Below are 12,500 nucleotides of genomic sequence, written 5' to 3' on the forward strand. Positions count from 1 at the left end.
TACGGGGCGGCCGAGCGAACGAATGTCACCCGGCCGATAAAGGCACTGGCTTTTAACACGCTGTTGAGTTCTCAAGAAACGGACACCCACCGCGCTCCGACCGCTTCCGCGATCCTCGCTCCGGGGCGACATTTCTTACTTTACCGGTTCCGCCCGGACTGTCAATTCCGCGCTTTCCCCGGCACCCCCCGATTCCAGAACCGCTTTCGCGGGTTCTTCGTCGAGGGCTCCGCTATTTCACCAGACTCCGCGTGATTGTCAAACCACACGATTCCCCGGCACGCGACAACGTGCCGGACGCGACAGAGCCACGCCGGTGAAAGATCGAGGAGGTTTCCCCCACGGGCCGGCCGCCGCACATGCGACGTCCTGCATCCCTCCGGGGACAAGTGGATAACTTAGGCGCTCCGCCGTCCCGAGTCAAATCGGGGCTCCGGTCGGGCAAACAGCGTCCCGCGTCGAGGGTCGCGGTGTTCGAGCGTCGGCTCGGCCGAGCGGTCCGTTCCGGGCGGCCGCCCGGAACGGACCCGGCCGTCAGACCGTGGGCGGTTCGAGCGGGGGGACGTCCGCGTCGGCGGGGTCGATCGGCGGTTTGCGGGTGAGGACGTTGAACACCAGGTTCAGGAGCACCGCCGCGAGGCTGCCGAGCAGGATTCCGCTGTTGAGGATCGCGGAGACGTCGCGCGGCATGTTCTCGCCGAACGCCGGGACGGTCCCCGGCAGGAACGCGATCCCGATGCTCATCGCGACGACGAGGGCGTTGCGCTCGTCCCGCAGGTCGGCCTTCGACAGCGTCTGGATGCCGACGACCGCGACCATGCCGAACATGGCGACGGCCGCGCCGCCGAGGACGTCCGGCGGGATGGACGCGACGTAGGCGGCGACCTTCGGGAACAGCCCCAGCACGATCATGATGAAGCCCGCGGCGACGACGACGAACCGGCTGCGGACACCGGTCAGCCGGACGAGCCCGACGTTCTGCGCGAAGCAGGTGTAGGGGAAGGCGTTGAACGCACCCCCGAGGAACGTGGACAGGCCGTCCGCGCGGAGCGCCCGCGCGATGTCGTCGTCGCCCACGGACTTTCCGACGATCTCACCGGTGGCCTTGGCGTCGCCGACGGTCTCGACCACGGTGACCATCATGACGAGCAGCATCGCGACGATCGCCCCGATGTGGAACGTCGGCGCCCCGTAGTGGAACGGCGTGGTGACGCCGATCCAGTCCGACTTGCCGACCTGGTCGAAGTCGGTGTCGCCGAGCGCGTAGGACACGACGGTTCCGGCGACGAGCCCGAGCAGGATCGCGATGCTGCTGACGAACGGCCGCCGCAGGCGGTACAGCACGAGGATGAACAGCAGCGTCCCGCCCGCGTAGGCGAGGTGCCGCCAGCTCCCGAAGTCGTGTCCGGCGGCCTTGGCGGCCGCGCCGCCCGCCGCGTCGGTGATGGCGTTGGGCAGCAGCATGAGGCCCATGACCGTCAGGACGGTGCCGGTGACGACGGGCGGGAAGAAGCGGACGAGGCGGCCGAGGAACGGCGCGGCGAGGAACGTCACGATGCCCGCGGTGATGACGCCGCCGTAGATGGCGAGGAGCGCGGCGGTCCCGTTCTCCGCGCCCTGGCCGATGGCGATCATGGGGGCGACGGCGGTGAAGGTGACGCCCTGGACGATCGGCAGCCGCACGCCGATCCGCCAGAAGCCCCACGCCTGGATGATCGACGCGATGCCGCAGGTGAAGAGGTCGGCATTGATCAGGTAGACGAGTTGTTCGGGCGACAATCCGATGGCGCTCGCGACGAGGATCGGGACGACGACGGCTCCGGCGTAGAACGCGAGGACGTGCTGGAACCCGTAGAGCGCGAGCTTCGGCGCGGGCAATACCTCGTCGACGGGGTGGACGGCGGGGGGTGGGGTTTCGGACATGCCTGCCTTGCCTTTCCGGTAGGTGAATGACATGTGCGCGTCGGGGCGGGGCGACCCTATCCGGGACCGTTCCATCCACCGGGGGGCGGATCAGGTGACGGGCACGATGCGGGCGTCCGCGAGCGTCCCCCGCCGGATGTCGAGCAGGCCGATCGTGCCGTGGGGCTGGCGGCGGCGGTCGGTGGGCGAGCCGGGGTTGAAGATCCGCACGCCGTCGCCCGTCTCGTCCAGCGGGATGTGGGAGTGACCGAACACGACCAGCCGCGCGGACGGGAACCAGCGGTGGAGCCGCACGGTGCGGCCCTTGGCGGGTCCGGAGTCGTGGACCATCGCGACGGGCAGTCCGCCGAGGTCGAGTTCGAGGCGTTCGGGCGCGCCCCAGGCGGCGACGGCGGGGCCGTCGTTGTTGCCGAGGACGGCGTGGACGGGCGCGTAGGCGGCGAGTTCGTCGAGGACGTCCGGAATGCAGACGTCCCCGGCGTGCAGGATCACGTCCGCCCCGCGCAGGTGCTCCGCGACGGCGGGCGGGACGCCCTTCCAGCGGCGCGGCGCGTGGGTGTCCGACAGGACGACGACCTTCACGTCCGCCATTTTCCCAAATGTGGGAGGGGCCACCGGTGGCGGCCGTCGTCTACGCTCGCGTCCACGAGCGGGCCGCCCGCCGCCCGCGCCGCCCGAGTCGCGAGGAGCGCCCCCGATGTTCACCTTCACCAGCACCGACGGCGTCGAGGTCCACGTCCATGTCTGGGAGCCCACCGGGGAGCCGCGCGGGGTGGTGCAGATCGCCCACGGGATGGGCGAGCACGCGGCCCGGTACGCGCATCTGGCGGAGCGGTTGGCGGCGGCGGGCTACGCGGTCTACGCGGGCGACCACCGGGGGCACGGGCGGACGCTGACCGGGGAGCCGGGGCATCTCGGGGCGGACGGGTGGAATCTGCTCGTCGCGGACGTGGTGACGCTGTCGGAGGAGGCGCGGCGGCGGCATCCGGGCGTTCCGCTGGTCCTGCTGGGGCACAGCCTGGGGTCGTTCGCGGCGCAGCAGTACGTCCTGGAGCACGCGGATCTGCTGGCGGGGCTCGTCCTGTCGGGGACGACGGCCGTGGACGGGCTGCTGGAGCGGATGGTCGCGGCGCTGGCGGAGAACCCCGAGGGCGACGTGATGGCGCTGTTCAACGGGCCGTTCCAGCCGGGCCGCACCGGTTTCGAGTGGCTGAGCCGCGACGAGGCGCAGGTGGACGCGTACGTCGCGGACCCGCTGTGCGGGTTCAGCGTGGACGACGGCGCGATGGGCGACCTGTTCGGCGTTGCCCCGCGGCTCGCCGAGCCGGCGGGCATCCCGGTGGATCTACCGGTGTACGTCGTCGTCGGGTCGGAGGACCCGCTGAACGGGAAGCTGGAGCTGAGCGACTTGCTCGTCCAGCGCTACCGGGACGCGGGCCTGACCGACGTGACGTACCGGACGTACGACGGCGCGCGGCACGAGGTGTTCAACGAACTCAACCGCGACGAGGTCGAGGCGGACCTGATCGCGTGGCTCGCCCGCGTGACGGGCTGATCCGGGCGCCGGGGGCGTCTTCCGGCGCCCCCGGCCATCCGTCGCACCGCACCGCCGGAGTGAACATTCCGCCCTTCCCATGACCGCCACAAGAACCTATAGTTACTCTCAGTCATCAGATCGTCACGTGCGCGCGGCGTCGCCGCGGGCGGCTCAGACCGATCGGAGCGACAGATGCAGGACGAGCGAGCGGCCCCCGACGCCCCTCCGCCGACGATGGCCGAGCTGGCGCGGGAGGCTATCGCGCATCTGGAGGGGCTGGCCCGCGTCGTCGCGCGGATGCAGGGCCTGACCGAGCCCGCGCCCGCGGGGCGGCCGGTCGAGAACGGGGGCCGTCCCGACTCCGACGGGCTGCCGCCGGGCTCGCCGCATCTGGACCGGCTGACCCGCCGGGAGCGGGAGGTCCTGGCGCTGCTGGTGCGCGGGATGCCGAACCGCAGGATCGCGCGTTCGCTGAACATCACGGACGCGACGGTGAAGAACCACCTGCACGCGGTGTTCGTGAAGCTGGGCGTGGCGGACCGCACGGAGGCGGTCGCGAAGGTGCTGGCGCATCCGGGGCCGCACTCCCCCGCCCCGTGAGCCCGCCGCCGGCCGCCGTGCGGGCGGCGGCCGGCGGCGGCCCGGGTCAGCGCCGGGCCGGGCGGGCGATGGTGAACCGGTCGATCTCGGTGCCGTTCTCGGCGAGGGCGCGGACGGCGAGGGACGCGGTCCGGCCGCGGCCGCCGGGCTCGACGTCCACGGCGATGAACGAGTAGCCGGTGAACCGGACGCGTGACCACTCGACGGTCTCGACGGCCTTGCCGCCGGACTTGTCCCAGGAGTAGGTCCTGATCGCGTCGATGCGCTGCTCGTGGCCCGCGTAGCTGTCGGGGACGGGGAAGCTGTAGAGGCTCTTGCCCGCGCCGCCCGCGGTGACGTACACGGTGCCGTCCGTCTCGGGGCGGACGGTGCCGCCGATGGGCAGGGCGCGGCCGACGGCGTTGCCCTTGATGGCGTCGGTGCGCTCGTAGACGTGGTTGTGGCCGTTGATGACGAGGTCCACGTCGTACTTCTCGAACAGCGGCACCCAGGCGTCGCGGACGCCGCCCTCGGAGGCGTGCTGGTTCGTGGTCGAGAACGCGCAGTGGTGGAAGAAGACGACAATGAAGTCGATCTCGCGGCGGCGGTACTCCTTGAGCCGCGCCTCCAGCCACGTCGTCTGGACGCCCTTGGACAGGCCGAGGTTGGCGGGGATCTCGTAGGAGACGTCGTTGGCGTCCAGGGAGATCACGGCGGTGTTGCCGTAGACGAACGAGTAGACGCCGGGCAGGTTCCGGCCGTCCGGCCCGTTGTCCGGGAGCTGGAAACGGGCCTCCTCGCCGCCGTAGCCGTTCGGCGAATACCACGCCTCCATGTCGTGGTTGCCGTAGGCGACCATCCACGGGACCTGCTTGGCGACGGTCTCGGTCTGGGCGAGGAACTGGTCCCAGGCGCGGGTGTCGAAGGTGTCGGACGGCTTGCCCTGGCCGGACGAGTCCGCGTAGCAGATGTCGCCCGCGTGCAGGTGGAACGCGGGGCGCTGCGCGAGGATCAGGCTGTCGTTGGCGAGGGCGTGGTAGCTGACGCCCTGGTCGCCGAACGCGGTGAAGGTGAAGCGGGAGTCGCCGGACGGGGCCGTGGTGAACGTGCCGACCGTCCCGGCCAGGTGCGGGTCGGCGGGGTCGAAGCCGTCGTGGCCGACGCCGTAGTAGTAGGTCGTGCCCGGATGGAGGCGGGCGAGCTGGACGTGCAGGAAGTACTGCGTCACGTCCGGGCTCGCGCCGACGCCCGCGGGCGTGTGGAGGCTGCGGACCTCCGCCGGGAGCTTCTGCGACAGGTTCCACGGGTGCGTGCCGAGGCGCAGGAACGGCCGCTTCACCGCGGCGGGGACCTGCCAGGACACGGTCATCTGGGTGCGCGGGTCGTTCCCGAACGCGAGGTGGCGGCCCATCGGCGCGACGAGCGCGCCGTCGATGCGCGGCGCGGACGGCAGGAACGCGGGCGCGGCGGGGCCGGCGGCGCGGGCGGTGCCCGGCGCGAGCCCGGCGGCGACGAGCGCGCCGGCCGCGGCGGCGCCGCCGCCGAGGATGCGGCGGCGGGAGTGGCGCGAGCGCAGGTATTCGTGCTGTTCCGCCATGCTCATGCGCTCGGCGAGCTGGTCGGGTACGCCCATGCGAGGAGTGTTCACCTGGGCAAGGGTGGCCCGTTGCAGCGTTCCAAGGGTGCCGTTGGGGTGAACGTTGGCGATACGTCTTGTGACCGCCGGGGGCAGCCCGGGCTAACGCGGCGGACAGGCCCGTCAGCCGTCGCGCTCGACCGCGACGTCGATGCGGTCGGTGTAGAACGCGACGTGCCCGGCGATGGCGGCGACCGCCGGATACGGGTGCTCGTAGGTCCACACCGCGTCGGAGACGGCGCCTTCGGGGCCGAGCACGTCGTAGTACGAGCAGTCGCCCTTGTACGGGCAGTAGGTCACGGTGTCGGCGCGGCGCAGGAGCGACTGGTCGACATCGCCCAGCGGCACGTACTGCACGGGCGGGTAGTCCGCCTCCTGGAGCGTCAGCGCGGCCGAGCTGTCGGCGAGGACGCGGCCGCCGACGCGCACGGTCACGCGCGCGCCCGTCGGCTCGACGGTGATGGGGTGCCCGGGTCCGGGCACCAGGACTTTCCGCTCGCTGTGCGTCACGGTCCGACCCCTCCGGTCGATGCGGCGGCGCGCCCGCGGCCCGCGCGGACGCGATCTTCCCCCGACCCTACGTCGCCGCGCGCCGGATGCGCCGCCGCCGCGGTGCGCATCACGTCCTCGGATGCGCTAGTCTTTTCCACGACGGAACGCCCGCGAGGGCGGTCATTCCGGGCGATTAGCTCAGTGGGAGAGCGCTTCGTTCACACCGAAGAGGTCACTGGTTCGAACCCAGTATCGCCCACCAGCAGGTCACGGGCTGTCTTCTCTTACGCGAGAACACGGCCCGTCTGCTTTTCGCGCGTGAATCATGTGTGGGATGCCTGTGCGGATCGGCCGCATCCTCACCTTCCCCGGCTTCTCTCAGTGGCTCCGCTGCGCCTGGAAGACCATGAGGGCGAGCTGGACCCGGTTGTCCAGGCCGGTTTTGGTGAGCGCGCGGGAGATGTGCGTCTTGACGGTGCCCTCGCTCATGAAGAGCGCCTTGGCGATCGTCGCGTTGGACGCGCCTTCGGCGACGGCCTCGGCGACGGCGCGCTCCCGGTCGGTGAGCGCCGCCAAGGCCCGTTGGGCTTGGGCGCCGGCGGAGTCGCCGCCCGTGCGGGTGTGGCGTGCCACGAGTTGGCGGGTGATCGTCGCCGAGAACGCGGACTCGCCCGACGCGGCGAGGTGGATCGCGTGGCAGAGTTCCCGCGGCGCGACGTCCTTGAGCAGGTATCCGCTCGCGCCGGCCTGCAGTGCGTCGAGGACGTGGGTGTCCAGATGGAACGTCGTCAGCATCAGCACGGCGGCGGACGGCACCGCCGCCCGGACGCGGCGAGTCACCTCGACGCCGTCCATCTCCGGCATCTGCAGGTCCATCAGCACGACGTCGGGACGGTGCCGCGTCGCCGCGCTGACGGCCTCGGCTCCGCCGGGCGCTTCGGCGACGATGGTGATCGTGGGGTCCGCCGACAGGACCATCGACAGCCCGGCGCGGACCATCGCGTCGTCGTCGACGATGAGCACCGAGGTGGACGCGCTGCTGAAAGGGCCGGTCATCGTAGGGGCACCCGCGCGGACAGCCGGAACTCATGGGTGTTCCCGCCGCGGTCGACGACCTCGTGTTCGGCGGCGCCTCCCACGGCGGCGACCCGTTCGGTGAGACCGCGCAGCCCGGCACCGCTTCCGGGCAACGTTGACCCGGCGCTTTCGATCGGGTTGGTCATCGTGAGGAGAGCATTATTGCCCTCGCGGCGAACATTCACCGTCACCAGTGCGCCAAGGGCGTGCTTGCGCGCATTCGTCAGCCCTTCCCGCACGACGCGGTAGATGTGCTCGGCGTTCGGGGATTCCCGCAGCACGGCCGTGCCGTCTGCGTGGTCGCCGTCGTCGGCCAGGTCGAGGTGCGCGACGATCAACTGGCCCGCTTGTCTGGCTTCGTCGATCAATCCCGCGACGGTCTGCTCGTGCTCGGCGCTCCGCGGTGTCACGACGGTGCCGTCGCGCAGCACGCCGATCACGGTGCGCAGCTCGTCGAGTGCGCTGACCGCGGTGGTACGAATCGTCGCGGCGGTCGTGCCGACGTTCTTCGCATTGTCCCCCGCGACCGCGAGCCCGCCGGCGTAGAGCGCGATCAGCGAAATGTAGTGCGCGACCGAGTCGTGCATGTCCCGGGCGATCCTGGCGCGCTCGGCCATCTGGATCTGCTCCGCGCGCAGCTCGCGCTCGCGTTCGATACGGGCCGCCCTGTCCCGGTAGACCGCGACCAGGTCCTGCTGTTTCTGCTGCAGCGCTCCCCAGGCCACGACGGCGAGCGCTATCGCGGTATTGACCACCACGGTCAGGCTCAGCGCGGAATTGGCCGGGTACAGCATCCAGAAGACCAGGGCGCCGACGATATCGGCCAGGGCCACGACGAATGCCTGCTCGATGCGTCGGCTGCGCGCCACCGCGAAAAGGGCCACGTAATTGGCCACCCCGGCCGCGGCGAAGAACGCTCCGGCGACCGCGAGCACCAGCCCGACGACGACCGGGGAGCGGTGCCGGACCAGCAGCACGAGACTCGCGACCGCGCCCACGGCGACATCGAGGACGCGCCACCCGCCTCCCGGGCGCTGTTCGAGGACGAGGAACAGCATGGCGAGCCCACCGGCGAACGCGGCGAGAACGAGCAACGCGGACCGGCCGTGCTCGATCCACGACTCTCGACGCACCGGGGTCTTGTGGCTGCGACCGCCGGCGACGGCGAGTGAGGGGGACGGCACCGGACCACCCTAACCGTCCGGCCTCGACGAGGCCGTCAACGAAAGTCGCAGATCCCGATGGCCATTCGTTGACGCGATCGGTCCCGATCGGCAGACGCCCCGCGCATCGGCCCCTCGACATTGTCGAGGCATGAACACGACACGTCCTCACCGTTCCCTGATGAAGCTCACCCGGGAGTCGCTGTGACCACGCACAACCCGTCCCGTCATGCAGCCGATCCGCTCCCCCGCGCGTTCGCCGGGCGGGCGGGGATGGCGGTGGGCGCCCTCTCGGTGCCGATGGTGGCCCTGTACTTCGTCTACTCGGGACCGCCGCCGGAGTGGAACGTCCTGACGCGCAGCCTGCTGACGCTCGTGATCATGGCCGTGCTGACGATGTTCGGGGTCGCTCTCGCACGGCTGCTCCCCCGGGACCGCACGGGCCGGCGCACCATCGCCGGACAGCTCGCCGTCGTGTCGCTGCTGACCTACGTCGGGGTGATCCTCTTCGCCACCTCACTGGAGGCCGGCACGCCCCTGGCCTTCCCCGATCAGGCGATGGACCCGACCACGGACGGCCCTTTGGCGGCCGCGATGGCACTGGCCCACGGCCCGATCGCACATCTGTGGATCGCGATGTTCTTCCTGGGGTTCGTCCGCGCCGCGCAGCGACGTACGACGGCCGCGTCACCGGTCGCGCCGCGGTGGACCCTGCGCGGGACGACCGTCGTCGGAGTCATCAACCTGCTGGCCGTCCCGTCGCTCTACTTCGGTACGGACGCCACCCACTTCTACGCCGTCAACGGCTGGGGCGCCGACGCCCTCGTCGGGCTCATCACCCTGGTCTGGGTCGGCTTCATGGGCCTGGGCATCCACAAGAACCGGGCGTGACCACCGTCCGCTCGATCTCGCGGGCGCGCACAGCGGCGAAGCCTCCCCGTGTGTTCCGGGGAGGCTTCTCGCGGTGTTCTCAGAGGCGGACGCGCAGCTCGTCCAGCCCGTGGAACGTGGACGACGCGCGCCATCGGGCGTCGCCGTCCCGCGCCAGCTTCGGGAACCGCGTGAACAGGCGGGACAGCGTCTCGGCGGCCTCCATGCGGGCGAGCGCGGCGCCGAGGCAGAAATGCGCGCCCGCGCCGAACGCCAGATGCGGGAGCGGGGGGCGGGCGAGGTCGAGGCGGTCCGCGTCCGGGGCGCGGCCCGGGTCGCGGTTCGCCTCGCCGATCATGACGAACACCTGGCTGCCCGCGGGGACGCGGACGCCGCCGACCGTCTGGTCCGCCACCGCGACGCGTCCGGCGAGCTTCACCGGGCTCTGGTGGCGGAGCAGTTCCTCCACGGCGCGGGACGGGTCGGCGAGCAGCGCGTCCCGCTGGCTCGGGTCGTCCAGGACGGCCAGCGCGCCCGTCCCGATGAGGTTCGCGGTCGTCTCGTGCCCCGCGGCGAGCAGCAGGACGCAGGTCGCGAGGACCTCGTCCAGCTCGATGCCGTCCACGGCGAGCAGCGCGCTGATGAAGTCGTCGCCGGGGTCGGCGCGCCGCTCGGCGATCAGCGGGGTGAGGTACAGCATGATCTCGGTGGACGCCGCCGCCGCGAGCGCCACGCCGTCCGGTGTGACGTCGAGTTCGAGCAGGCCGGCGAGCGCGGGCGTCTCGTCCCGGAACAGCTCCGCGCCCGCCACGCCGACATCGAGCAGTTCGGCCACGACCGCGAGCGGCACCAGGTAGGCCAGCTCGGCGACGAGGTCGGAGCCGTCGGCGAGGCCGTCCAGCGCCGCGTCCACGATCGCGGTGACGCGGGGGCGCAGCCGCTCGACCGCGCGCGGCGTGAACGCGGGGCTCAGCATCCGGCGCAGCCGCGTGTGGTCGGGCGGGTCGAGGAACAGCAGGACGTTCGGCGGCAGGTCGGCGAACTGCGGCGGCGTCCTCGGACCGCGGCGCGGGTCGCTGCTCCAGCCGGTGCCGCGCAGGACGGCCGACGCGTCGTCGTAACCGGAGATCAGGAACGCCTGGGCCGCCGCGTCCCAGCGGACGTCACCGGACACGTTCGGCCGCCCGGAACGCGAGATCCCGCTCGCCGTACGGGGTGGCGGGCGGACCGGCCTCGTCCCATTCGCGGCGGATCGCCTCCCACGGACCGGTGGCGTTCAGCTCCCCGAGAATCGCCGTCACGCCGAGGTCGATGCGCGACAGGAACACGAAGTGCGGGGGCGGCGTCATCTTGCGGATCACCTCGCGGTGTTCGCCGTTGACGGAGTACGCGGCCGCCACCACCCGCGCCGCGCACTCGCGCGTGAACGTGAACGGCTGCGGCGCGAGGCTCGCGCGCAGCGACTCCCGCATGTAGGCGAGCAGTTCGGCGGGCTCGGGGGCTTCGGCGCCGTCGAGGAAGCCGTTCGCGCGGAACGTCGCGGTCAGCGCGTCGGCGTCCCCCGCGACGGCCGCGCGCACCGACGCGGCGACCGTGTCCATCTGCTCGGCGGTGAACCTCCGGACGCAGCCGAAGTCGAGGAAGGTGACCGTCCCGTCGCGGTGGAACAGGTAGTTGCCGGGGTGCGGGTCGCCGTTGAAGACCCGCAGCGTCCGCAGCCCGCCGACCGAGAAGCGGAACACGGCCTCGCCCCAGAGGTCCTTGAGCCGCTGGTCCTCCTTCAGCGCGTCCGCGAACCGCAGGCCGTCCGCGAGTTCGGTGGTGAGGACGCGGCGCGTGCTCAGCTCCGGCACCACCTCCGGGATGCGGATGAACGGGTGGCCCCGGTAGAAGTCGGCGAACTCGCGCTGGTGGGCGGCCTCCGTCCGGTAGTCGATCTCCTCGCCGATGCGCTCGGCGACCTCCCGCGCCATCCCCCGCACGTCGAGCTGGACGGGCCGGGGCATCATCCCGCCCGCCAGCCGGAAGAACGTCGCCAGCAGCTCGGTGTTGGCGAGGTCCGCGCGGATCGCCTCCGCCACGCCCGGATACTGCACCTTCACCGCGACGCGGCGGCCGTCGCGCAGCCGCGCCGCGTGGACCTGCCCGATGGACGCGGCGGCGAGCGGTTCGGGCGCGAACTCGGCGAACAGCTCGCCGGGCGGGGCGCCCAGCTCGGCCTCGATCGTCCGGGCGGCCAGTTCGGGCGGCATCGGCGGCGCGTCGTCCTGGAGCCGCGCGAGCGCCGCCTGGTAGACGGACCGGTACTCCTCGCCGACCATCGCGCCGAAGCTGACGAACGACAGGAGCTGCCCGGCCTTCATCAGGACGCCCTTGGACCGGCCGAGCCGTTCGGCGTACCGCTCGGCGGCGCGCGCGTGGACGGCGGCGCGGCCCTCGGCGCGGTCTCGGGCGCGCAGCCGGAGCGACGCGACCACGGTCTCCCCCGCCGTCCGTCCCGCGAGCCCGACGAGCGGGGCGGTGCGCGCCACCCGGCCGCCCCGGACCGGGCGTTCCTCCTCGTCCATCACTGACTCCCCGTCAGTAGACACTGAGTTCGCCTCAGTGTTTACTTAGGCCCATGACGACGTCAACCCCCACCCGGGACCGCATCATCGACGCGGCGATGGAGCTCTTCGGCGCGCACGGCTTCCGCGGGACGAGCGTCGCCAAGATCGAGGCCGCCGCCGGGCTCACCCCCGGCGCGGGCGGCCTCTACCACCACTTCCGCAGCAAGGAGGACCTGCTGCGGGCGGGCATCGACCGCCATCTGGCCCGCCTGCGCGCCCTCCGCGACATCCGCGCGACCTTCACCGGCGTCGGCGACCTGCGCACCGAACTCACCCTGACGGCCCGCTACGTCCTCGCCGAACTGGACGAGGAACGCGAACTCCTGCAGATCCTCGCCGCCGAGGCCCGGTCCCGCCCCGACCTCGTCCGCGACGCGGTGAACCAGCTCCTGGGATCGTCGCAGCGGGACTTCGCCGCCCACCTGGCCGACCTCGGCGGCCTGCCCCCCGACCGCGCCGACGCGATCGCGGCGGTGGCCCTAGGCGCCCTCTACTCCGCCCGCATGCCCCGCGACCTGTTCAACGCCGACCCCGTCCTGGACGACGAGACCTTCATCCGGACGTGGGTGGGACTCCTGACCACCCTTCTCGCAACCTGACCCCGGGCCACGGTG

General features: G+C 71.9%; 13 protein-coding genes and 1 tRNA gene. 6 read left to right on the forward strand and 8 right to left on the reverse strand.

The window, feature by feature from the left end; all coding sequences use genetic code 11:
• On the forward strand, positions 1 to 255 hold a 255-nt coding region (locus tag G339_RS40055; protein WP_205625640.1), incomplete at its 5' end, for a hypothetical protein.
• A 279-nt stretch (positions 256 to 534) separates the two neighbouring features.
• Here the strand turns inward: G339_RS40055 and G339_RS0126425 are convergent.
• Both G339_RS0126425 and G339_RS0126430 read right to left on the reverse strand, forming a co-directional pair.
• A complete protein-coding gene (locus G339_RS0126425) occupies positions 535 to 1,923 on the reverse strand; it encodes a nucleobase:cation symporter-2 family protein (protein WP_157408020.1) in 1,389 nt (462 codons plus the stop codon).
• Positions 1,924 to 2,013: 90 nt separating this feature from the next.
• Positions 2,014 to 2,514, reverse strand: a complete 501-nt coding sequence (locus tag G339_RS0126430; protein WP_019634080.1) for a metallophosphoesterase family protein — start codon at positions 2,512 to 2,514, stop codon at positions 2,014 to 2,016.
• 106 nt (positions 2,515 to 2,620) lie between these two features.
• Here G339_RS0126430 and G339_RS0126435 point away from each other — a divergent pair, with 106 nt between their 5' ends.
• A complete protein-coding gene (locus tag G339_RS0126435) occupies positions 2,621 to 3,478 on the forward strand; it encodes an alpha/beta fold hydrolase (protein ID WP_019634081.1) in 858 nt (285 codons plus the stop codon).
• Between the two features lie 174 nt (positions 3,479 to 3,652).
• A complete protein-coding gene (locus tag G339_RS35350) occupies positions 3,653 to 4,060 on the forward strand; it encodes a helix-turn-helix domain-containing protein (RefSeq protein ID WP_157408021.1) in 408 nt (135 codons plus the stop codon).
• Positions 4,061 to 4,106: 46 nt separating this feature from the next.
• Here the strand turns inward: G339_RS35350 and G339_RS0126445 are convergent, their stop codons facing one another.
• Both G339_RS0126445 and G339_RS0126450 read right to left on the reverse strand, forming a co-directional pair.
• The gene (locus tag G339_RS0126445) at positions 4,107 to 5,672 is read right to left on the reverse strand and encodes a purple acid phosphatase family protein (protein ID WP_019634083.1); all 1,566 of its coding nucleotides are present in this window, start codon (positions 5,670 to 5,672) and stop codon (positions 4,107 to 4,109) included.
• 126 nt (positions 5,673 to 5,798) lie between these two features.
• The gene (locus tag G339_RS0126450) at positions 5,799 to 6,185 is read right to left on the reverse strand and encodes a DUF427 domain-containing protein (protein ID WP_019634084.1); all 387 of its coding nucleotides are present in this window, start codon (positions 6,183 to 6,185) and stop codon (positions 5,799 to 5,801) included.
• 169 nt (positions 6,186 to 6,354) lie between these two features.
• On the opposite strand from G339_RS0126450, the gene G339_RS0126455 reads away from it, so the two are divergent.
• Positions 6,355 to 6,429 (forward strand) — tRNA-Val (locus G339_RS0126455).
• Positions 6,430 to 6,545: 116 nt separating this feature from the next.
• Here G339_RS0126455 and G339_RS0126460 read toward each other — a convergent pair.
• Both G339_RS0126460 and G339_RS0126465 read right to left on the reverse strand, forming a co-directional pair.
• Positions 6,546 to 7,223 carry a response regulator gene (locus tag G339_RS0126460; RefSeq protein WP_033324423.1) on the reverse strand — a complete coding sequence of 226 codons (678 nt, stop codon included), beginning with the start codon at positions 7,221 to 7,223 and terminating at the stop codon, positions 6,546 to 6,548.
• The gene (locus G339_RS0126465; RefSeq protein WP_240489910.1) at positions 7,220 to 8,428 is read right to left on the reverse strand and encodes a sensor histidine kinase; all 1,209 of its coding nucleotides are present in this window, start codon (positions 8,426 to 8,428) and stop codon (positions 7,220 to 7,222) included. Before G339_RS0126465 ends, G339_RS0126460 begins: the two co-directional genes overlap by 4 nt.
• A 183-nt stretch (positions 8,429 to 8,611) precedes the next feature.
• Here G339_RS0126465 and G339_RS0126470 point away from each other — a divergent pair, with 183 nt between their 5' ends.
• Complete coding sequence (locus tag G339_RS0126470) at positions 8,612 to 9,298, forward strand: hypothetical protein (protein ID WP_205625641.1); 687 nt, start codon at positions 8,612 to 8,614, stop codon at positions 9,296 to 9,298.
• A 79-nt stretch (positions 9,299 to 9,377) separates the two neighbouring features.
• On the opposite strand, the gene G339_RS35355 is transcribed toward G339_RS0126470, so the two are convergent.
• Positions 9,378 to 10,451, reverse strand: a complete 1,074-nt coding sequence (locus tag G339_RS35355) for a cytochrome P450 (protein WP_019634088.1) — start codon at positions 10,449 to 10,451, stop codon at positions 9,378 to 9,380.
• Positions 10,441 to 11,844, reverse strand: a complete 1,404-nt coding sequence (locus G339_RS0126480; RefSeq protein ID WP_019634089.1) for an ABC1 kinase family protein — start codon at positions 11,842 to 11,844, stop codon at positions 10,441 to 10,443. Before G339_RS0126480 ends, G339_RS35355 begins: the two co-directional genes overlap by 11 nt.
• 53 nt (positions 11,845 to 11,897) lie before the next feature.
• Between G339_RS0126480 and G339_RS40635 the strand changes: the two genes are divergently transcribed.
• Positions 11,898 to 12,485 (forward strand): TetR/AcrR family transcriptional regulator, encoded by a 588-nt coding sequence (locus tag G339_RS40635; protein ID WP_026341800.1) that lies wholly within the window; start codon positions 11,898 to 11,900, stop codon positions 12,483 to 12,485.
• Positions 12,486 to 12,500 lie beyond the last annotated feature (15 nt).

This window comes from Actinomadura atramentaria DSM 43919 (assembly GCF_000381885.1).
Classification (GTDB): Bacteria; Actinomycetota; Actinomycetes; order Streptosporangiales; family Streptosporangiaceae; genus Spirillospora; species Spirillospora atramentaria.

Bases quoted from the DNA above. Each gene is read 5' to 3' on its own strand.
- G339_RS0126480 (WP_019634089.1), bottom strand. From the start codon at position 11,844: ATGGACGAGGAGGAACGCCCGGTCCGGGGCGGCCGGGTGGCGCGCACC.
- G339_RS0126430 (WP_019634080.1), bottom strand. From the start codon at position 2,514: ATGGCGGACGTGAAGGTCGTCGTCCTGTCGGACACCCACGCGCCGCGC.
- G339_RS0126435 (WP_019634081.1), top strand. From the start codon at position 2,621: ATGTTCACCTTCACCAGCACCGACGGCGTCGAGGTCCACGTCCATGTC.
- G339_RS35350 (WP_157408021.1), top strand. From the start codon at position 3,653: ATGCAGGACGAGCGAGCGGCCCCCGACGCCCCTCCGCCGACGATGGCC.
- G339_RS40635 (WP_026341800.1), top strand. From the start codon at position 11,898: ATGACGACGTCAACCCCCACCCGGGACCGCATCATCGACGCGGCGATG.
- G339_RS0126425 (WP_157408020.1), bottom strand. From the start codon at position 1,923: ATGTCCGAAACCCCACCCCCCGCCGTCCACCCCGTCGACGAGGTATTG.
- G339_RS0126445 (WP_019634083.1), bottom strand. From the start codon at position 5,672: ATGGGCGTACCCGACCAGCTCGCCGAGCGCATGAGCATGGCGGAACAG.
- G339_RS0126460 (WP_033324423.1), bottom strand. From the start codon at position 7,223: ATGACCGGCCCTTTCAGCAGCGCGTCCACCTCGGTGCTCATCGTCGAC.